The sequence below is a fragment of the Paractinoplanes maris genome, assembly GCF_023544465.1.
Classification (GTDB): domain Bacteria; phylum Actinomycetota; class Actinomycetes; order Mycobacteriales; family Micromonosporaceae; genus Actinoplanes; species Actinoplanes maris.
This window is the reverse complement of the sequence record NZ_JALPVL010000004.1, coordinates 626,215-644,183: the sequence shown is the minus strand read 5'-3', so window position 1 is coordinate 644,183 and position 17,969 is coordinate 626,215. Positions and strand designations below refer to the sequence as shown.

General features: G+C 70.8%; 17 protein-coding genes and 1 pseudogene. 10 read left to right on the top strand and 8 right to left on the bottom strand.

All coding sequences use genetic code 11. The features are described 5' to 3' along the window. Positions 1-170: 170 nt before the first annotated feature. The 5 genes from NAG42_RS15115 to NAG42_RS15095 form a co-directional block, all read right to left on the bottom strand. Positions 171-1,058, bottom strand: a complete 888-nt coding sequence (locus tag NAG42_RS15115; protein ID WP_250030864.1) for a carbohydrate ABC transporter permease — start codon at positions 1,056-1,058, stop codon at positions 171-173. Then, the gene (locus NAG42_RS15110; RefSeq protein WP_250030863.1) at positions 1,055-2,386 is read right to left on the bottom strand and encodes an extracellular solute-binding protein; all 1,332 of its coding nucleotides are present in this window, start codon (positions 2,384-2,386) and stop codon (positions 1,055-1,057) included. Before NAG42_RS15110 ends, NAG42_RS15115 begins: the two co-directional genes overlap by 4 nt. Positions 2,387-2,491: 105 nt before the next feature. Then, positions 2,492-3,511 (bottom strand): LacI family DNA-binding transcriptional regulator, encoded by a 1,020-nt coding sequence (locus NAG42_RS15105; protein ID WP_250030862.1) that lies wholly within the window; start codon positions 3,509-3,511, stop codon positions 2,492-2,494. Positions 3,512-3,615: 104 nt separating this feature from the next. Then, positions 3,616-5,310, bottom strand: coding sequence for a helix-turn-helix domain-containing protein (locus tag NAG42_RS15100; protein ID WP_250030861.1), 1,695 nt, complete (start codon positions 5,308-5,310; stop codon positions 3,616-3,618). Positions 5,311-5,370: 60 nt separating this feature from the next. Further along, positions 5,371-6,627, bottom strand: coding sequence for an Nramp family divalent metal transporter (locus tag NAG42_RS15095; RefSeq protein WP_250030860.1), 1,257 nt, complete (start codon positions 6,625-6,627; stop codon positions 5,371-5,373). 183 nt (positions 6,628-6,810) lie between these two features. On the opposite strand from NAG42_RS15095, the gene NAG42_RS15090 reads away from it, so the two are divergent. Both NAG42_RS15090 and NAG42_RS15085 read left to right on the top strand, forming a co-directional pair. Next, positions 6,811-7,851: a cupin domain-containing protein gene (locus tag NAG42_RS15090; RefSeq protein ID WP_250030859.1), complete on the top strand. Its 1,041-nt coding sequence runs from the start codon at positions 6,811-6,813 to the stop codon at positions 7,849-7,851. Between the two features lie 5 nt (positions 7,852-7,856). Then, positions 7,857-8,648 carry a PrsW family glutamic-type intramembrane protease gene (locus NAG42_RS15085; protein ID WP_250030858.1) on the top strand — a complete coding sequence of 264 codons (792 nt, stop codon included), beginning with the start codon at positions 7,857-7,859 and terminating at the stop codon, positions 8,646-8,648. Between the two features lie 3 nt (positions 8,649-8,651). Here the strand turns inward: NAG42_RS15085 and NAG42_RS15080 are convergent, their stop codons facing one another. Next, positions 8,652-9,404 (bottom strand): class I SAM-dependent methyltransferase, encoded by a 753-nt coding sequence (locus tag NAG42_RS15080; RefSeq protein WP_250030857.1) that lies wholly within the window; start codon positions 9,402-9,404, stop codon positions 8,652-8,654. Between the two features lie 158 nt (positions 9,405-9,562). Between NAG42_RS15080 and NAG42_RS15075 the strand changes: the two genes are divergently transcribed. After that, positions 9,563-10,015, top strand: a complete 453-nt coding sequence (locus NAG42_RS15075) for a lamin tail domain-containing protein (RefSeq protein ID WP_250030856.1) — start codon at positions 9,563-9,565, stop codon at positions 10,013-10,015. 48 nt (positions 10,016-10,063) lie between these two features. Here the strand turns inward: NAG42_RS15075 and NAG42_RS15070 are convergent, their stop codons facing one another. Continuing rightward, entirely contained in the window at positions 10,064-10,453 is a 390-nt protein-coding gene (locus tag NAG42_RS15070; RefSeq protein ID WP_250030855.1) for a DUF3592 domain-containing protein, read from the bottom strand. Between the two features lie 200 nt (positions 10,454-10,653). Between NAG42_RS15070 and NAG42_RS15065 the strand changes: the two genes are divergently transcribed. The 6 genes and pseudogenes from NAG42_RS15065 to NAG42_RS15040 form a co-directional block, all read left to right on the top strand. Further along, positions 10,654-11,697 (top strand): iron-siderophore ABC transporter substrate-binding protein, encoded by a 1,044-nt coding sequence (locus NAG42_RS15065; RefSeq protein ID WP_250030854.1) that lies wholly within the window; start codon positions 10,654-10,656, stop codon positions 11,695-11,697. Then, positions 11,694-12,740, top strand: coding sequence for a FecCD family ABC transporter permease (locus NAG42_RS15060; RefSeq protein ID WP_250030853.1), 1,047 nt, complete (start codon positions 11,694-11,696; stop codon positions 12,738-12,740). The genes NAG42_RS15065 and NAG42_RS15060 overlap by 4 nt, the downstream gene beginning before the upstream one ends. Next, the gene (locus NAG42_RS15055) at positions 12,737-13,780 is read left to right on the top strand and encodes a FecCD family ABC transporter permease (protein WP_250030852.1); all 1,044 of its coding nucleotides are present in this window, start codon (positions 12,737-12,739) and stop codon (positions 13,778-13,780) included. Before NAG42_RS15060 ends, NAG42_RS15055 begins: the two co-directional genes overlap by 4 nt. Then, positions 13,777-14,589: an ABC transporter ATP-binding protein gene (locus tag NAG42_RS15050; protein WP_250030851.1), complete on the top strand. Its 813-nt coding sequence runs from the start codon at positions 13,777-13,779 to the stop codon at positions 14,587-14,589. Before NAG42_RS15055 ends, NAG42_RS15050 begins: the two co-directional genes overlap by 4 nt. 24 nt (positions 14,590-14,613) lie before the next feature. Next, positions 14,614-15,018, top strand: a complete 405-nt coding sequence (locus tag NAG42_RS15045) for an SMI1/KNR4 family protein (protein ID WP_250030850.1) — start codon at positions 14,614-14,616, stop codon at positions 15,016-15,018. A 15-nt stretch (positions 15,019-15,033) separates the two neighbouring features. Continuing rightward, positions 15,034-15,831, top strand: a pseudogene (locus NAG42_RS15040) (acyltransferase family protein); the annotation flags it as partial. Positions 15,832-15,868: 37 nt separating this feature from the next. Here NAG42_RS15040 and NAG42_RS15035 read toward each other — a convergent pair. Continuing rightward, a complete protein-coding gene (locus tag NAG42_RS15035) occupies positions 15,869-16,486 on the bottom strand; it encodes a DNA-3-methyladenine glycosylase family protein (protein WP_250030903.1) in 618 nt (205 codons plus the stop codon). Between the two features lie 27 nt (positions 16,487-16,513). Here NAG42_RS15035 and NAG42_RS15030 point away from each other — a divergent pair, with 27 nt between their 5' ends. Beyond that, the gene (locus tag NAG42_RS15030) at positions 16,514-17,470 is read left to right on the top strand and encodes a nucleoside hydrolase (RefSeq protein WP_250030849.1); all 957 of its coding nucleotides are present in this window, start codon (positions 16,514-16,516) and stop codon (positions 17,468-17,470) included. Positions 17,471-17,969 lie beyond the last annotated feature (499 nt).

The window sequence follows — 17,969 nt, the reverse complement described above, 5'->3', positions numbered from 1 at the left end:
AGTTCTCGAAGGTCAGATCGGTCGCCGGCGCGAGGGGGTTGGTGATGAAGTAGTTGGCCTGCGTCTTGAAGCTGGTGATCACGATCCAGTAGAGCGGGAGCATCACCACCAGCAGCCACAGCCAGCCGAACGTGCCGCCGAGCCAGTTGAGCCGCAGCAGACGTCCCATGTCAGGCCCCTTCCAGCTGGCTGTCGTCGGCCCGGCCGCCCAGCCGCCGCAGCAGCAGGGAGAGCCCGAGTCCCACGAGGACCAGGATGACAGCGATCGCGCTGGCCGGACCCATCAGGTTGGCCTGGAAGCCCTGCTGATACATGGCCAGGGCCAGCGCCCGGGTGGCGTCACCGGGGCCACCGGCGGTCAGCACGTAGATCAGGTCGAAGAACGTCAGCGAGCCGACCACCATCAGCGTCGACGAGGTGATGATCGTGTATTTCAGCTGCGGCAGCGTGATGCTCCAGAACTGTTTCCACCGGCCGGCCCCGTCGATCTGCGCCGCCTCGTACATCGACGTCGGGATCTGCCGCACCGCACCCTGATAGATCAGCGAGTGGAACGGGATGAACTGCCACGACACGATGAAGATCAGGGTGGCGAACGCGAGCGTCGAGTTGCCCAGCCAGTCCTGGTTGAGCCAGCTGACGCCCAGGCCGGTGCCCAGCCCGAAGTTCGGGTCGAGCAGCGACTTGTAGGTGATCGCGATGGCGGCCGAGCTGAGCAGCAGCGGGATGAAGTAGAGCACCGCGAGCAACTCGCGGTAGCGCTTGCTGGCGGCCAGGAAGACCCCGATGAGGATCGACAGCGGGGTCTGCACCGCCCACGACAGGATCATGATCAGGAAGGTGACCCAGAGGGCGTGCGGCAGGCCGGGGTCGTTCAGGGTGGCCCGCCAGCTGGTCAGCCCGGACGGCACGATCTCGCCGATGCCGTTCCAGGTGGTGAAGCTGAGCGCGAGCACGCCCAGCAACGGGATCACCCCGAAGGCCAGGAACATGAGAAACGCGGGCAGGGCCATCCACGCGACGTTGCCGCCCTTCACCCGCTGGGCCGCGGCGGTCACTTCCCGATGACCCCGTTCATGCTGTCCACCCACTGCTGCGGGCTGACCTGGAGCTGGAACAGCTTGGCGATGTTGTCCAGCAGCGTCTCGGCCGCCGTCGGGCTCAACGCCTGGTCCCACGACTGCGCGAACACCTTGGCCCCGTTGGCGATACCGGCCATGTCCTTGAGGAACTGGGCGTCACCGCCGGTGAACAGGTTTTCGCTGCCCTTGAGCACCGGCACGCCACCGGACTTGACCCAGCCCGCCTTCTCCTCGTCGTCGACCAGGGTCGTCGAGAAGAACTTCTTGGCGATGTCCTTGGCCTCGGTGGTCGCCTTGGCCGAGATCGACAGGTACTGACCCGGGTTGCCGACGGTGTTGCTGGGGTCGCCCTTGCCACCCTCGACGGCCGGGAAGTTCATCCAGCCCAGCCCACCGTCCTTGACGAAGTTGCCGCCCTGCGACTGCTGGATCCCGTACGACCACGAGCCGTGCAGCATCATCGCGGCCTTACCGGTGTAGAGCAGCGCCTGGTCGGCGTTCGAGTCGGCCGTGGTCGACGAGAAGCCCTTCTGAAAACCGTTGGCCCGCACCAGATCCTGAATTTTGGTCAGCATGTCCAGGACGGCCGGATCGCTCCACGCGTTCTTCTCACCCGCGAACACCTTGTCGAAGACCTCGGACCCGGCCGTACGGTCGAGCAGGAACTCCAGCCACATCATGTTGGTCCAGCGCGACTGGCCGCCGAGCGAGAACGGCGCGATCTTCTGCGCGTTGAACTTGGGCACCAGGGCCATGATCTCGCCCCACGACTTCGGGGGCTGGACGCCGACCTTCTCGAAGACCTTCTTGTTGTAGAACAGGACGATCGGCTGCACGGTCTCGATCGGCATCGCGTAGATCTTGCCGTTGACGGTGGCCGCGCCGAACGAGGAGGGCAGGATCTTGTCCTTGACCGCCGCGTTCTGGCCGAACCAGTCGGTCAGGTCCTCGACCAGCCCGGAGTCGACGTATTCCTTGAGGCCGCCGCCACCCCAGCCCCAGATCATCGTCGGGCCCTGGTTCGCGCCGATCGAGGTCTTGATCTTCTGCTTGTAGGCGTCGTTCTGGAAGAAGTTCGTGGTGATCTTGGAGTCGGGGTTCGCTTTGTTGAAGCGCTCGATCGCGGCCTTGCGAACGGGCTCGCCGGGCGGGCCGCTGAGCGACCAGTAGCTGGCCGCGCCGCCACCGCTGCCGCCGCCCGTGCTGCTGCCGCCGCCGCTGGGGCCGTCGCTGCCGCAGGCCGCGAGCGCGGCTGCCGCGCCGGCACCCACACCGAGACCGAGGAAATTACGCCGATTGATCACGTTGAACTCCGAACTCGAAGCACCGGAAGGCGAGCTGGCGTTAACGTAAGATTGCGAAAAGGTCATGTCAAGGGTTCGAAAACTTTCGAAACCTCTCGGCCCGGTTCAGCGGAACACGGCGGTCGACTTCCGGACGATCAGCTGAGTGGCCAGCTCGATCCGCGGCGACGCGAGCTCCTCGCCCGCGATCAGCCGCAGCAACCGCCGCATGGCCACCCGGCCCATCTCGGCGAACGGCTGCCGGATCGTCGTCAGCGGCGGGGCCGACCACTGAGCGGCCGAGATGTCGTCGAACCCGACGATGCTGACGTCCTCGGGCACCCGCAGGCCCAGGGTGCGGGCGGCCTCGATCGCGCCCAGCGCCTGCCCGTCGCTCGAGGCGAACAGCGCGCTCGGCCGCGGGTCGCGCCCGAGCAGCTCGAGGGCGGCGGTGAAGCCGGTGTCGAACGTGAACGGGCCGGCCATCATCAGCTCCGGGTCGCTGGTCAGACCGCGCTGGGCCAGGGCGGCGTGATAACCGTGCAGGCGGGCGATCGCGACCATCGCGCCGGGCGGGCCCTCGATGAAGGCGATCCGGCGGTGCCCCAGCTCGAGCAGGTGGGTGGTCGCCGCCATGCCGCCGTTGAAGTTGGTGGCGCCGACGCTGTGCAGGTCTCCGGTGGGCAGGTTGATCGGGTCGATGGTGACCACCGGGATGTGCTGCTCGGCGAAGTGCCGGGCCTGCTGCGAGTTGATGTCCGAGGTGACCAGGATCAGGCCCTCGCGGCGGGCCGCGGCCATCCGCCGGGCCCACGAGGCGCCGAGCGGGTCGGCCGGGACGGTGCCCACGACGACGTCGACTTCCTCGGCCGCCGCGGCCTCGAGCGCGCCGTGCATGATGTTGAGGTTGTTGGGGGTCTGCATGGCGTCGAAGACCAGGTCGACCGTGCGCGCCGCGGACTGGGCGCCGCCGGCGCCGCGGGCCACGTAGCCGTGCCGCACCAGCAGCGTCTCGATGCGCGCGCGGGTCTCGGCGGCCACATCGGTGCGGCCGTTCACCACCTTGGAGACGGTCGGGACCGACACGCCGGCCTCCCGCGCGACGGCGGCCAGCGTCGCGCGCTGCGGTGACGACTCACGGGCCACGGCGGACCTCCGCTCCGGGGGGAAACTGAGCGAAAGCAGTATCGCAACACTTTCGACGGTGAGGGCAACCCCCTTTCAGGCGACGGCGAACCGGGTCGGCGGCCTCAGCCGGCCTGGTCGTAAAGCTGCTCGGCCCCCAGCGAGCGCAGATGCAGGGCCAGGCGCAGGCGCAGGCCGTCGACGCCGTCCTGCCAGCCGTCGCCGAGCAGGCGGCTCACCCGGTCCAGGCGCTTGGTCATGGTGTTGGGGTGGATGAACAGCCGGCGCGCGGCCTGGCTGGCGTTGCCGCCGGTGGCCAGGAAGACGTGGACCGTCTCGACCAGGTCGATGTGGTGCTCCCGCTCGTAGTCGAGCAGTGGCCGCAGCGCCCCGTCGAGCAGGTCGCGGACGTCACCGGAGCGCTCCGGGTCGAACAGTGGGCGATAGAGGGCCAGGTCGCGGGTGGTGGCACAGCGGTGGGCCGAGCCGGCCGCGCGCAACAGGGCCAGGCCGTGCCGGGCCGCCTCGAACGCCTCGGGCAGCGTCCCCGCGGCCGGGCCGGTGGGATCGGACGCGCACATCCGCGGCGCCTCCCCGGTGACCCGGCGCATCCGGGCCGACAAGGCTTCCACCACCGCCTGCGGGTCGTCACCGGGCAGCACCGCGACCGGCGTCCCGTCGTGCCGGCCGCCCACGCCGCCGAGGAGGGCGGCCGCGTCCGCGACGACCCGGCCGAGCGCGGCCTCACCGTCGATCGCGACCACCAGGCATTGCCGGTCGAGCGGGAACCGGCGGGCCTCGGCCAGCACCCGGACCGGGCGGGACAGCGGGCGGCGCGCCACCAGCAGCTCGGTCAGCAGGTCGGTGCGCATTTCCTCGTACGCCTGGAGCAGCGCGTTCTGCCGGACCCGGAGCGCGGCCAGCACGTGCGCGGCCCGGCGCAGCGCGGCCAGCTCATCACCGGTGAGCGGCGCCCGCCGGACCACGAGGATCGTGCCCTCCGAGCGGGCCACGGTGGCGACCGCGACCGCGTACCGGAAACTGGCTCCCGGCTCGACGGCCACCCGGCCCGGGTCGGCCGCCGCCCGCCGCGCCAGCTCCGGCGCGGCCGCCACCGGCCCGGCCGGGTACGCGGCGATCAACCGGCCGCCCGGGTCGAGCAGGGCGGCCACGGTGTCCAGACCCGCGGAGAGAGCCTCGGCCACGGCCGCCGGCAGCGGCGGTTCCGGTGCCGTGGTCAAGCCGAGCAGAGTGTCCATCATGGATCCGGTCCGGTCCAGCGTGCCGAGCCGGCCGGTCAGCTCGTCCTGGCGCAGCCCGGCCTCGCGACAGGCGTCGAGCCCACTGAGGCGGCTCGCGGCGGCCTGGGCGTAGCGCTGGACGGCGGCCACCTCGTCCGGGCCCAGCGGCTCCCCGTCCGAGCGGCCCACGTGCAGCACGGTGGACTCGGTGAGCGGCACCCGCAGCGCGTTGCGGGCGGCGTGCTCACTCAGCCACACCGCCGCGGTGCCCGGGGCCAGCCGCGGGATCGTGTCGACGATCGCGGCCCGCAGCCGATCGGCGTCGTCGTGCCGTCCCAGCTCGGCCAGCGCCTGGTTCAGGGCCAGCAGTGACAGCTCGCGCCGGCGGCGGCTCTGGTGCCGGCCGGCCGCCCGGTGCGCCACGGCCGCCAGCGGCCGCAGGTCGAGACCGAGATCCAGGTCGGTGGCGGCCCGCCCCAGCCGCAGCAGGGCCTCGTCGACCGCGTCGGCCGTCGTCGTGTCGAGGATCGCGGCGAAGGCCTCGATCAGCGCCTCGCCGTTTTTCATCGGAACCGTCATGGCCCCAATCTGCTGTGCCGGGCCCGGGCCGGACATCGCTCAGACGCGGTATCCACGCCCTCACATGACAAGCGTCACGATCAAGCCGAGGTTGAGCCCGATGATCAGAACGCCGGCGGCCGAGGCGAGCACGGTGGTCGACCGGCGGTTGACCAGGTCGCCCATCAGCTCGCGGCGCCGGGTGATCCGCACCAGGGCGATGAGCGCGAACGGCACACCGAACGACAGCACGACCTGGCTGGCCACCAGCGCCTCGGTGATCGACAGCCCGAGGACGAGCACGGCCAGCGACGGCACCATCGTGACGAGACGGCGCACCACCACCGGGATCCGCCGGTTGACGAAGCCCGCCATGACGACCTGACCCGCGTACGTGCCCACGCTGGCCGACGCCAGGCCGGAGCTCAGCAGGGAGCCGGCGAACACGACCGCCGCGGCCGCCCCGAGCGCCCCGCCGATCAGGTCGTGGGCGGTCTGAAGAGAGCTGTCCGCGCCCGGGTGCCGGGCATAGAGCTCGGCCGCCAGCAGCAGCATGGCCAGGTTGATCAAGGCGGCCAGGCCGAGCCCGGCGAAGCAGTCCAGGCGCAGGAACTTCAGCAGATACCGCCGGCCGGTCGCGTCGTGGGCGGTGACCCGGTGCTCGGTCAGCGCCGAGTGCAGGTAGACCGCGTGCGGCATCACGGTCGCGCCGACCACACCCGCGGCCAGCAGCACGGCGGTCTCGCCGGACAGGCTGGGAGCCAGGCCCTGACCCACGGCGGGCCACCGGATGTCGTCGAGCATCACCGTGTCGTACGCGAAACCGAGCGCCGTCATCAGGAGCAGCACCGCGATGCCGGCCTCGAACCGGCGAACGCCCCGCTGACGCAACTGGAGCAGCAGCAGGGACGCGATCGCGGTGATGACCCCGGCCACCGGCAGCGGCGCGCCGAAAAGCAGGTGCAGACCGAGGGCCGCACCGACGAACTCGGCGACATCGGTGAAGACCGCGACGATCTCGGCCTGCACCCACATGAGGACGTTGAGGCGGCGCGACATCGTGCCCCGGCACACCTCGGGCAGGCTCCGGCCGGTGGCCAGGCCCAGCTTGGCCGACAGGTACTGCACCAGCATGGCGATGACACTGGCCAGCACCACCACCCAGACCAGGGCGTACCCGGTCTGCGCACCGGCCTGGGTGTTGGCCGCGACGTTGCCCGGATCGACATAGGCGATCGCCGCGACGAGCGCCGGCCCGAACAGCGCGAGACGTCCCCGTACGCCCCCTCGCGTGCGCAGCTCGGCAAGCGAGCCCACTTCAGCGTCAGATTCGGCCATGGCGGAATAGTCCGCTCGCCGCACATGCCGCGCATCACTGAGATGTGCGATACGAAGCCGGGAGAAGCGATCGGGGCCGGGGTACCCACCGGCCACCGGAGTCCGGTGGCGTTTCTCCACATTGGCTTCGCGATCCCGGCTTTGAAGTATGGGAGCCGATCCCTTTCGCATCGGAGGAGAACCGTGACCACCTCACGCCACGTCATGTCGCTGCGCGACCAGAAACCGGACAGCGAGCACCGGGGAGGCTCGGTGCAGAGCCTGGGCGCCGACGATTTCCCGTTGCTGAGCCGGCTGTCCATCCGCCGGCTGGTGCTCGAGGCGGGCACGTTGCGCGAGCCGCACTGGCACACCAACGCCAACGAGCTGACCTACTGCCTGCGCGGCTCGGCGCTGGTCACGATCTTCGACAACGGCAGTACCTACCACCGGTTCACCATCGGCGTGGGCCAGATGTTCTTCGTGCCCTCCGGCGCGCTGCACACGATCGAGGTGCTGGGTGACGAGACGGCCGAGTTCATCGCCACGCTCACCCACGAACGCCCCGAGGAGTTCGGCCTGGCCGGCTCGCTCGCGGTGATGACCGACGCGGTCATCGGCAACACCTTCGATATGAACGCCGGCGCGGTCAGCAAGCGCAACCACGAGGTGCGAGACACCGCGATCCAGGACCTGCCGGCCCGGCCCGAGCCGACGATCGACGACGGGCGCACCGACCCGTTCAAGTTCGACGTGGAGACGATGTCCCCGCCGGTGCAGTCGATGGACGGCGCGGTCAAGACGGCCCGCAGCCAGTTCTGGGCGGCGCTCGACAAGGTCTCGATGTATTCGCTGAAGATCCCGGACAACGGCATGCGCGAGCCGCACTGGCACCCGGAGACCGCCGAGATGGGCTACATCGCCCAGGGCACCGGCCGCATGACGATCCTCAACCCGGACGGCACCTCGGACACCTTCGAGCTGCACCCGGGCGACGTCTACTTCATCCCGCGCTCCTACCCGCACCAGATCGAGGACATCGGCGACGGCGACATCCACTTCCTGATCTTCTTCGACCAGCCCATGCCGCGCGACATCGGCTACCGGGCCGCGCTGAGCGCACTGCGCCCGGACGTGGTCGCGACCGAGTTCGGCATCGCGCCCGAGGACCTGCCCAAGCTGCCGTTCACCCCGGCCGACCCGCTGATCGTGGGCCGGTTCAACCCGATCGACCCGGTGGCCTGAGCCCGATGCGACAGCCACCGAAGGGCACCTGGCTGCTGGTGCTGGTCGCGGGCGGCGCGCTGTTCGAGATCCTGCGCCGCACACTGGTCGACACCCAGAACCCCAACCTCGTGCCGTCCCTGTTGCTGCTGGGCGCGGCGCTCGTACCGGCGGCGTTCGTCACCTTCATCCGGGGCCGCCGTCTGACCTTCTCGGTCGGCGGCGGCACGGTGGCCCTGATCGCCTTCGTCGGCGGCCTGGTCGGGCTGGCCGCGGCGGGCACGCTCGAGTTCGACACGCTGCACGATCTGGGCACGCTGCCCAAGGTGGCGGTCGGCCTGATCGAGGAGTCGGCCAAGCTGATCGCCCCGCTCGCGGTCCTGCTGTTCACCCGGCACCGCCGTCCGGCCGACGGCCTGCTCGTCGGGGTGGCCGCCGGAGCCGGCTTCGCGGCGCTCGAGACCATGGGCTACGCCTTCGTCGCGCTGGTGCAGAGCCAGGGCGACCTGCACGCGGTGGACGGCCTGTTGCTGCTGCGCGGCGTCCTGAGCCCGGCCGCCCACATGGCCTGGACCGGCCTGACCGCGACCGCCCTGTGGGCCGCGGCCGACCGCCGCTGGTCCCTCTCGTCGGTGGCCGCGTTCGGGCTGACCTTCGTCGTGGCGGTGACCTTGCACGCCGCCTGGGACTCGTTCGCCACGATCCCCGCCTACCTGGTGATCGGCGTGATCAGCCTGACCCTGCTGACGATCAGCGCCCACCGCCTGGGCACCCGCGAACGGGCCGTCTCACCCGCCCTGGTCACAGCGCTCCGGTGAGGGTCAGCTCCGGCGGGCCTCGATCAGGAAACGGTGGGCGAGCACGCGGAACTCGCCGGTCGCCCGGATGCCCGCGTCGATGCGGCGAAGCGCTGCCTCGTACCGGTCGACGGTGAAGTCGCGGACCTGCCACGGCACGGCCCGCAGTTGATAGACCAGGGCTCCGACGTCGTGGAACCGCAAGGTTGGCCACTGCTCCCGGACGTCGATCACGGCCAGGCCCGCCGCGGTCAGCCGGTCGGCGGCGACGGAGGCGTTCCAGGCCCGGTCATAGGGCTCGGGGGCGCCCAGAGCCTCGTTGATCCCGGTGCAGTCGTCGCTGCCCACCTGCTGCGTCAGCAGCGTGCCACCGGGGGTGAGGACGCGGGCCACCTCAGCCGGGTTCAGCCGGCCGTGCCGGTTGAGGACCAGATCGACTGATCGATCGGCGAGCGGCAGCTCCGGCCCGGGAGCGAAGCGCACGTCCACCCCGAGCGGGGCCAACCGGCCCCGGGCGACGGGAAGGTTGGGCTCCCAGCCCTCGACCGCCACCGTGCGGTCGGGCAGCGGCCCGAGTGAGGAGAGCAGCTCGCCGCCGCCCGTGTCGGCGTCGAGCAGGCTTGCGCTGTGCCGCACCAGCTCGCGAGCTCGGTCGGGATAGGACCAGGTCGGGTCGGAACCGGAGGCCCGGCCCGTCAGCCACGTGAAATCCCAGCCCTCCTGAGTAGTGGCACCGGCCTCGGCCACCAGGTGCTCGAAGGTCGCCCGCTCGCTCATCCGGCGACCGTAACGGACCGGGCGGAACGGCCGCACGCCGATTTGCGGTCGGCTGATCATCTGACGGATCGGGCCGTGTGGCCGAACTGCGGTGACCCGGAAACACCGTTGAGTGATGCAGCATCAGGTGGCTCCGTTCACGTCGGAAGGCAGACACGGTGAAGAAGAGGTTTCTCGTCGCGGTTTCGGTTGCGGCCTCGATGCTGGGGGTCGCCGTGGCCACGCCGGCTCAGGCAGCCGAGGCTCCGGTGTATTTCAGCCGGATCTATTACGACTCGCCGGGGTCGGACACGCGCAGCAACGCCAGCCTGAACGGCGAATGGTTCCGGCTGTCCAACAGCACCAAGAAGGCCATTCAGCTCAAGGACTTCACGGTCCGGGACACCGCGAACCACGTCTACAAGTTCGGCTCGTACGTGTTGAGCGCGGGCAAGTCGGTGACTGTGCACACCGGCAAGGGGACCAACGGGAGGCCGGCCGCGACCGACCGTTACTGGGGTTCGGGCGCGTACATCTGGAACAACACCGGCGACACCGCGATCCTGCGCAGCGCCACCGGCAAGACCATCAACAGCTGCAAGTTCGGCAAGGGCACCGCGACCAACTGCTGAGCACGCCCGCAACGGCCCGGACCTGATCGAGGGTCCGGGTTTCGCGTGTCAGCCGCCCCGCAGGGCGAGCGCCACTCCGGCCACGGTGAAGCCCACGCCGAGGACCACGAGGCCGGCGGTGCCGAGGGTGTTCTCGCGGCGGTCGTCGAGGTGCGCACTGGCCGGCTCGCCCGGCACATAGCGCACGGTCACCGGCTCGCCGACGCCGACGGTCGGCAGGTACGACGAGAGCGGGCTGGTCATCCGGTGCGGGACGCCGAGGTCGTCCCGGTAGTCGACGACGATCGACGAGCTGCCGCTGGGCCGGAGCTCGTGGGCGGTCACCGTGCCCACGGCCCGCAGACCCTCACGGCGCAGCCGGCGGACGCGCGACAGATCCCGTACGCCCAGGGTGAGGACGCCCAGGCCGATCAGCACGAGGACAACGGCCAGAACCATCCCGTCATCCTGAGTCACCGGCGCGGCCGGCGTCGATCACACCGACGGCTGACACCCCTAGCAGATCCCTCACCGACCCGGGCGACGCCCCGGAGCAGCGGTGATCTAAGTCCTGAGTTGCCCGCGCCCTCCGATGCCCGCAGAATCGGATGTTAGGTTAGGCACCCCTTACTTGAAGATTGTAGAACTGGAGACCGCGCATGCGCGCTCACCGTTTGCTGGCGGCTGCTGTCGCCACCGCCACCGCCCTGGCGCTCGCCGCCTGCGGTGGCGGTTCCGACGAGCCGGCCGAGCCGGCGGCCGGCGGCAGCTCCGCCGCGACCGCCTCGTTCCCGATCACCATCAAGCACAAGCTCGGCACGACCACCATCGAGAAGAAGCCCGAGCGGGTCGCCACCGTGCAGTGGGAGAACCACGAGGTGCCGCTGGCGCTGGGCATCGTGCCGGTCGGCATGGCCAAGGCCAACTTCGGTGACGACGACGGCGACGGCATGCTGCCGTGGGTCGGCGAGAAGATCAAGCAGCTCGGCGGGCAGACCCCGGTCATGTTCGACGAGACCGACGGCATCGCGTTCGAGGCGGTCGCGAACACCAAGCCGGACGTCATCCTGGCCACCTACTCGGGCCTCACCCAGCAGGACTACGACACGCTGAGCAAGATCGCGCCGGTCGTCGCCTACCCGGACGCTCCCTGGGCCACCCCGTGGCGTGACATCGTGAAGCTCTCGAGCCAGGCTCTCGGCCTCGAGGCGCAGGGCAACGAGCTGATCGCGAGCACCGAGAAGGCGATGACGGACGCGGCCGCGAAGAAGCCGCAGCTGGCCGGCAAGCAGACGATGTTCGTGACGCACATCGACCCGACCGACCTCAGCAAGATCGGCTACTACACCAGCCACGACACCCGGACCCAGTTCTTCAGCGACCTCGGCCTCAAGATCGCCGACGTGGTCGAGAAGGACTCGGCGGGCACCGACGCGTTCACGCTGAACAAGAGCGCCGAGCAGATCCAGGCGTTCGACGACGTCGACGTCATCGTGATGTACGCCGACAGCGAGGACCAGCTGGCCAAGCTGCAGGCCGACCCGCTGCTGTCGAAGATCCCGGCGCTCAAGCGGGGCTCGGTGGTCAGCCTGGTCGGCAGCACCCCGCTGGCCACGGCGGCCAACCCGACCGTGCTGGCCATCCCGTACGTGCTCGACGACTACGTCAACCTGCTCGCGACCGCCGCTGACAAGGTGTCATGACGCAGCTCGACTCCCGTCCCGGGCCGGGTGCCGCCGTCGACCGGCGGCGCCCGGCCCGGGTGCGTACGCTCTGGATCCTGGCCGCCCTGGCCGCGCTCGTGCTGATCATGATCGCGTCGGTCGCGTTCGGCTCGCGGATCGTCGGCTGGGCCGACATCGTGGCCGGCGTGCGGGGCCAGACCGACACCCTGGCCCAGGCGGCCGTGGTCAAGCGCATCCCGCGCACGTTCCTGGCCGTCGCCGTCGGCGCCGCGCTCGGCCTGGCCGGCGCGGTCATGCAGGGCGTCACCCGCAACCCGCTGGCCGACCCCGGCATCCTCGGCGTCAACATGGGCGCCTCGCTGGCCGTGGTCACCGGCATCGTCTCGTTCGGCCTGGCCTCGGCGGCCGGCTACATCTGGGTGGCCATTCTCGGCGCCGCGGTGGCGGCTGTTTTCGTGTACGCCGTGGGCTCGCTCGGCCGGGGCGGGGCCACCCCGCTCAAGCTGGCCCTGGCCGGCGCCGCCATCTCGGCCGCGCTCGCGTCGCTGATCAGTGCGTTCGTGCTCCCGCGGAGCGACATCGCCACGGGTTTCCAGTCGTGGATGATCGGCGGCGTCGGCGGGGCCAGCTACGACAGCCTGCGCCTGGTGCTGCCGTTCCTGGCCGTCGGCTTCGCGGTCTCGCTGCTGTCGGCCAAGGCGCTCAACTCCCTGGCCCTCGGCGACGACCTGGCGGCCGGGCTCGGCGAGCGGGTGGCCGTCACGCGCGGGGTGGCCGCTCTGGGAGCCGTGCTGCTGTGCGGCGCGTCCACCGCCGTGGCCGGCCCGATCGCCTTCGTGGGCCTGGTCGTCCCGCACTTCTGCCGGCTGCTCGTCGGCCTCGACCACCGCTGGCTGCTGCCCTTCTCGGCCCTGATCGGCGCGGCCCTGCTGACCGCGGCCGACGTGGTGGGCCGGGTGGTGGCGCGCCCGCAGGAGATCGACGTCGGCATCATCACGGCGCTGATCGGCGCCCCGTTCTTCATCTACTTCGTCCGGCGGCAGAAGGTGCGCGAGCTGTGAGCACTTCCCTTTCGCCGACCCTCGCCGCGGTCACCGGCAGCCGCGTCCGGCGCTCGCGCCGCCGCGCCCTGGTCATCGGCCTGCTGGCCACGCTGGTCGTCGCGGCGTACGGGGTCAACCTGATGGTCGGCGAGACCTTCTACCCGCCGTCCGAGATCTGGCGGGTGATCCTGGGTGAGACCGTGCCGGGCGCGTCGTTCACCGTGGGCGAGCTGCGGCTGCCGCGCGCGACCCTGGCCGCCCTGGCCGGCTTCTGCTTCGGGATGGGCGGCGTCACCTTCCAGACGATGCTGCGCAACCCCCTGGCCAGTCCCGACGTCATCGGCATCACGTCCGGCGCGAGCGCGGCGGCGGCCTTCGCCATCGTGGTGCTCGGGCTGACCGAGACCGGCGTGTCGGCCTTCGCCATCGGGGCCGGGCTGGCCGTGGCGATCATCGTCTACACGCTGTCGTTCCGCGACGGGGTGGCCGGCACCCGGCTCATCCTGATCGGCATCGGCATCGCCGCCATGCTGGACAGCGCCACCGCGTACGTTCTGAGCCAGGCCGCCCAGTGGGACCTGCAGCAGGCCCAGCGCTGGCTGACCGGCAGCCTCAACGGCGCCACCTGGGACGAGACGGCTCAGGTGGCCCTGGCCCTGCTGGTGCTCGGGCCGCTGCTGCTCGGGCAGGCCCGCAACCTGTTCATGCTGCAGCTCGGCGACGACACGGCGGCCGCCCTGGGCGTACGGCTGGAACGCACCCGCATCGTGGTGATCGTCGCCGCCGTGGGCCTGCTCGCCTTCGCCACCGCCGCCACCGGGCCGATCGCCTTCGTGGCCTTCCTGTCCGGCCCGATCGCCGCCCGGATCATCGGCTCGGCCGGGTCGCTGCTCGTGCCGGCCGGCCTGGTCGGCGCGCTGCTGGTGCTGGTGGCCGACCTGATCGGCCAGTACGCGTTCGACATCCGCTACCCGGTCGGCGTCGTCACCGGCGTACTCGGCGCGCCCTACCTCGTCTATCTGCTCATCCGCACCAACCGCGCGGGAGGCTCCCTGTGACCGCCACTCACTCGCTGCTCGTCTCGTCGCTGAGACTGGGCTACGGCGACCGCACCGTCATCGAATCGCTCGACCTGACCCTCCCGCCGGGGAAGATCACCGCGATCGTCGGGGCCAACGCCTGCGGCAAGTCGACACTGCTGCGCTCGATGTCGCGGCTGCTCGCGCCGCGCGCCGGCCACGTGCTGCTCGACGGCCGCGAGGTGCACAAGATGCCGGCCAAGGAGCTGGCCCGCACGCTCGGCCTGCTCCCCCAGTCGCCGGTCGCCCCCGAGGGCATCACCGTCTCGGACCTGGTCGGCCGCGGCCGCAACCCGCATCAGCGCCTGCTGTCGCGCTGGAGCCGCGAGGACGATGCCGCGGTGGCCGCCGCGCTGGACGCCACGCACACGGCCGACCTGGCCGACCGGTCGGTCGACGAACTGTCCGGCGGCCAGCGCCAGCGGGTCTGGATCGCCATGGCGCTGGCCCAGCAGACCGACCTGCTGCTGCTCGACGAGCCGACGACCTTCCTCGACGTCAGCCACCAGGTCGAGGTGCTCGACCTGCTGACCGACCTCAACCGCAATCGGGGCACGACGATCGTGATGGTGCTGCACGACCTGAACATGGCCGCCCGCTACGCCGACCATCTGATCGCGCTGGCCGACGGCAAGCTGCACGCGGCCGGCGAGCCGTCCGCGGTGCTGACCGAGGATTGCGTACGGGCCGTCTTCGGCCTCGACAGTCAGGTCATCACCGACCCCACCTCGGGCAAGCCGCTGATGCTTCCGCTGGGTCGCCACCACGTCGCGATCACTCGACCGTAAGCCACTTTATGGGACAATTCGGACATGGTTCTCACTGACTGGCATCGCCTGCTGACCACGGCCGCCGGCTTTCAGCTGCGGCCGGGCGCCACCGAGGAGGACCTCGCGCTCCACGAGGAGCAGCTGGCGGCCGTCCTGCCCCTTCAGCTGCGCCGGTTGTACCTGATCAGCGACGGCGTCTACGACGAACGCGGCCGGTGGTTCGTGATCTGGCCGCTGGCCGAGCTGCCCGGGCGCAACGAGACCGAGTGGGCCAAGGACGGTCCCCGCCGGCGCGAGCTGGTGGCGTTCGGCGACGACGGCACCGGCGGTTCCTTCTGCGTGCCCCGCGACGGCGGGCCCGAGGTGTTCCTCTGGGACACGCTCACCACGGCCCCGCTATGGCTGGCCAACGACCTCGGCGACTTCTGGACCAGCCGTACGGGCTAGTGCGTCGCGGGCTACCACTACTCCGTCTCGTGGCGCCTGGACGGCGTGCGGCTGCCCGAATACCACCTGCCCACGGCGAGCCACGTCCTGATCTACGGCTTCCTCGGCGTCGAGATGTTCTTCCTGCTCAGCGGGTTCGTGATCGGGATGAGCGCCTTCGACCGGACGCCCCGGCAGTTCGCGGCAGCCCGGGTCGCCCGGCTCTATCTGGCGTTCTGGGCGTGTGTGCTGCTCACCGCGACGGTGGTGACGCTGCTGCCGGTGCGCACCGGCGTGCCGGTGAGCGGGGCGCCCACCGTACGGGAAATCCTGGCCAACCTGAGCATGCTGGCCGAGCCGATGGGGATCCCGCTGGTCGACACCGTCTATTGGACGCTCTGGGTCGAGCTCCGTTTCTATCTGCTGTTCGCGGTGCTGGTGGTGTGGGGCCTGACCTACCGGCGGGTGGCCGGCTTCGCCACCGTCTGGCTGGTCGCCGCCTCGGCCGGCCCGCTGCTGCCGGAGTGGACCGCGGTGGTGGTCATGCCGGGCTTCGCACCGTATTTCGTGATCGGGCAGGCACTGTGCCTGATCCGCCGGTACGGGCCCACCCCGTGGCTGGGGGCTCTGGTGATCGGCGGCTGGCTCCTCGCGCTGCCCCGGATGGCGGCGCGGGTGGCCGACCTGCACCCCGGTTTCGTGGTGCCCCGCGCGCCCGCGCTGATCATCCTCACTGTCGTGGTGGTCGTGCTGACCGCGATCGCGCTGGGGGCCACCGACGGCTGGGACGTGCGATGGCCGGCCACCGCGGGCGCCTTGACCTACCCGTTCTATCTGCTGCACCAGCGCATGAAAACAGAGATCCGCAAGTTCACCGCTTCGCCCGGGCCCCCAGATACTCCTGCCAGATCAGGCGGGCCGCCACCGCCCGCCACGGCCGCCAGGCCTCGGCCCGCAGGATCGTCTCGGCCGGGGTGGGCAGCGCCGGCAACTGCCACAGCGCGGCGATCCCGGCGATGACGGCGAGGTCGCTCGCCGGCCACGCGTCGGGCCGGCCGAGCACCGAGAGGCGGTAGATCGCCGAGGTCCACGGCCCGATCCCCGGCACCGCCTGGAGCTGGGCGTCCACCTGGTCGTCGGGCAGCTCGGACAGGGCCGCGAAATCCAGCGAGCCGTCCACGACCGCGGCGGCCACGGCCCGGGCGTAACGGGCCTTCTGCCGGCTCAACCCGGCCTCGCGCAGCTGCCGGTCGTCGAGCTCGAGCAGACTCTCGGCGGTGAGCGGGCCGGCCAGCGCCCGGAGCCGGTCGAACACCGCCCGCGCCGACGCGAGCGACACCTGCTGCTCCAGCATGATGTGCAGCAGCGAGGCCAGCCCCGGCGGGCGCCCCCACAGCGGCGGCGGCCCGTGCCGGGCCACGACTCCGGCGAAGACCGGCTCGCGGCGGGTGAGCTCGTCGACGCCGAGGCGCAGGTCCGGCTCGGTCATCACAGCCACGAACAATATCGTCGTGGCGTGACCGATTCCGCTCCCCGGCCGGTGATCGTCGACTGCGACCCGGGACACGACGACGCGCTGGCCCTGCTGCTGGCCGTCGGTGACCCGCGGCTGCGCCTGCTCGGTGTCAGCACGGTCGCCGGCAACCAGACCCTCGACAAGACCACCCGCAACGCACTACGGATCCTCGCCCTGGCCGGCGCCACCGGCATCCCGGTCGCCGCCGGGAGCGACCGGCCGCTGATCGGCGAGCTCACCGTCGCGGCCGACATCCACGGCTCGTCCGGCCTCGACGGGCCCGACCTCGACGGGCCGGTGGCCGAGCCGGCGGACGGGCCCGGGGTCGAGCTGATGCGCCGGCTGCTGATGGCCTCGGCCGAGCCGGTCGAGCTGATCGCCCTCGGCCCGCTCACCAACGTCGCGCTGCTGCTGCGCGATCATCCCGAGGTCGCCCCGCGGATCCGCCGCATCGTCTTCATGGGCGGCTCCACCGAGCGGGGCAACACGACACCGTACGGCGAGTTCAACATCGTCACCGATCCCGAGGCGGCCGACGTCGTGCTGCGATCGGGTCTCCCGGTCACGATGATCGGCCTGAACGTCACGCACCAGGCCTTGGCGACCCCGGCGATCATCGACCGGTTCCGCGCGATGGACACCCGGCTGGGCACGGTCTGTGCGGAGTTGATGACGTTCTTCGCGGGTGCCTACCTGCGGACGTTCGGGCTCGCCGACCCGCCGGTGCACGACCCGATCGCCGTGGCCGCGGTGATCGACCCGTCGGTCGTCCACACCGTCCACGTCCCGGTCGCCGTGGAGCTGACCGGCACCCACACCCGCGGGGCCACCGTCGTCGACCTCCACCGCCGCACCGGCCGGCCGCCGAATGCCGACGTCGCGGTCGGGCTGGAGGTGGACGCCTTCTGGAACCTGCTGATGACCGCGGTCCGCCGGCTGGGCGAGGCGACCCGGTGAGAGGCCGGTTCAGGGTCTCGACACGCCCACGAGAAAATCTATGACGAACTTACTAGACTTTCTCGCGGAGGTTGGCTAACGTTCCTGGAGTCGAACAACGAGGTACACCAAAGACGCGGACGTAAGACCGAGCGTCAAGCAGGGCCCGGATTTTCGTGGCTCGCTCGGCACCGCGGTGGCAGCAACTGCCGCCGCACCAAATCCCGTCGCACGTGCGTGAGGCCATGAAACGCGTGGGGCTTCGCCACCGGCGGACAGCAACTCAGCACTACCGGCACCACAGCACTACCGGCACCACAGCACCATCAGCACACCGAAAGCAGAGGAAAGGGAGGGACCAACACCGTTGGATCGCCCGCCACCGGGGCGCAGTTCTCAGGCCTGGGGCGGTCACCGCAGTCTCCATCGAACGAGAGGTGGTCTCCGGTCACGCTTATGCGATCCTCGCATCCTGTGCCGCCGACGGCGGCTGATGCGGATACGACAACCCGACGAACCT

What these genes read in the sequence shown, in the direction of transcription:
- NAG42_RS15045 (WP_250030850.1), top strand. Translation starts at nt 14,614, where the DNA reads ATGGTTCTCACTGACTGGCATCGCCTGCTGACCACGGCCGCCGGCTTT.
- NAG42_RS15085 (WP_250030858.1), top strand. Translation starts at nt 7,857, where the DNA reads ATGCGACAGCCACCGAAGGGCACCTGGCTGCTGGTGCTGGTCGCGGGC.
- NAG42_RS15100 (WP_250030861.1), bottom strand. Translation starts at nt 5,310, where the DNA reads ATGACGGTTCCGATGAAAAACGGCGAGGCGCTGATCGAGGCCTTCGCC.
- NAG42_RS15060 (WP_250030853.1), top strand. Translation starts at nt 11,694, where the DNA reads ATGACGCAGCTCGACTCCCGTCCCGGGCCGGGTGCCGCCGTCGACCGG.
- NAG42_RS15070 (WP_250030855.1), bottom strand. Translation starts at nt 10,453, where the DNA reads ATGGTTCTGGCCGTTGTCCTCGTGCTGATCGGCCTGGGCGTCCTCACC.
- NAG42_RS15080 (WP_250030857.1), bottom strand. Translation starts at nt 9,404, where the DNA reads ATGAGCGAGCGGGCGACCTTCGAGCACCTGGTGGCCGAGGCCGGTGCC.
- NAG42_RS15035 (WP_250030903.1), bottom strand. Translation starts at nt 16,486, where the DNA reads ATGACCGAGCCGGACCTGCGCCTCGGCGTCGACGAGCTCACCCGCCGC.
- NAG42_RS15095 (WP_250030860.1), bottom strand. Translation starts at nt 6,627, where the DNA reads ATGGCCGAATCTGACGCTGAAGTGGGCTCGCTTGCCGAGCTGCGCACG.
- NAG42_RS15065 (WP_250030854.1), top strand. Translation starts at nt 10,654, where the DNA reads ATGCGCGCTCACCGTTTGCTGGCGGCTGCTGTCGCCACCGCCACCGCC.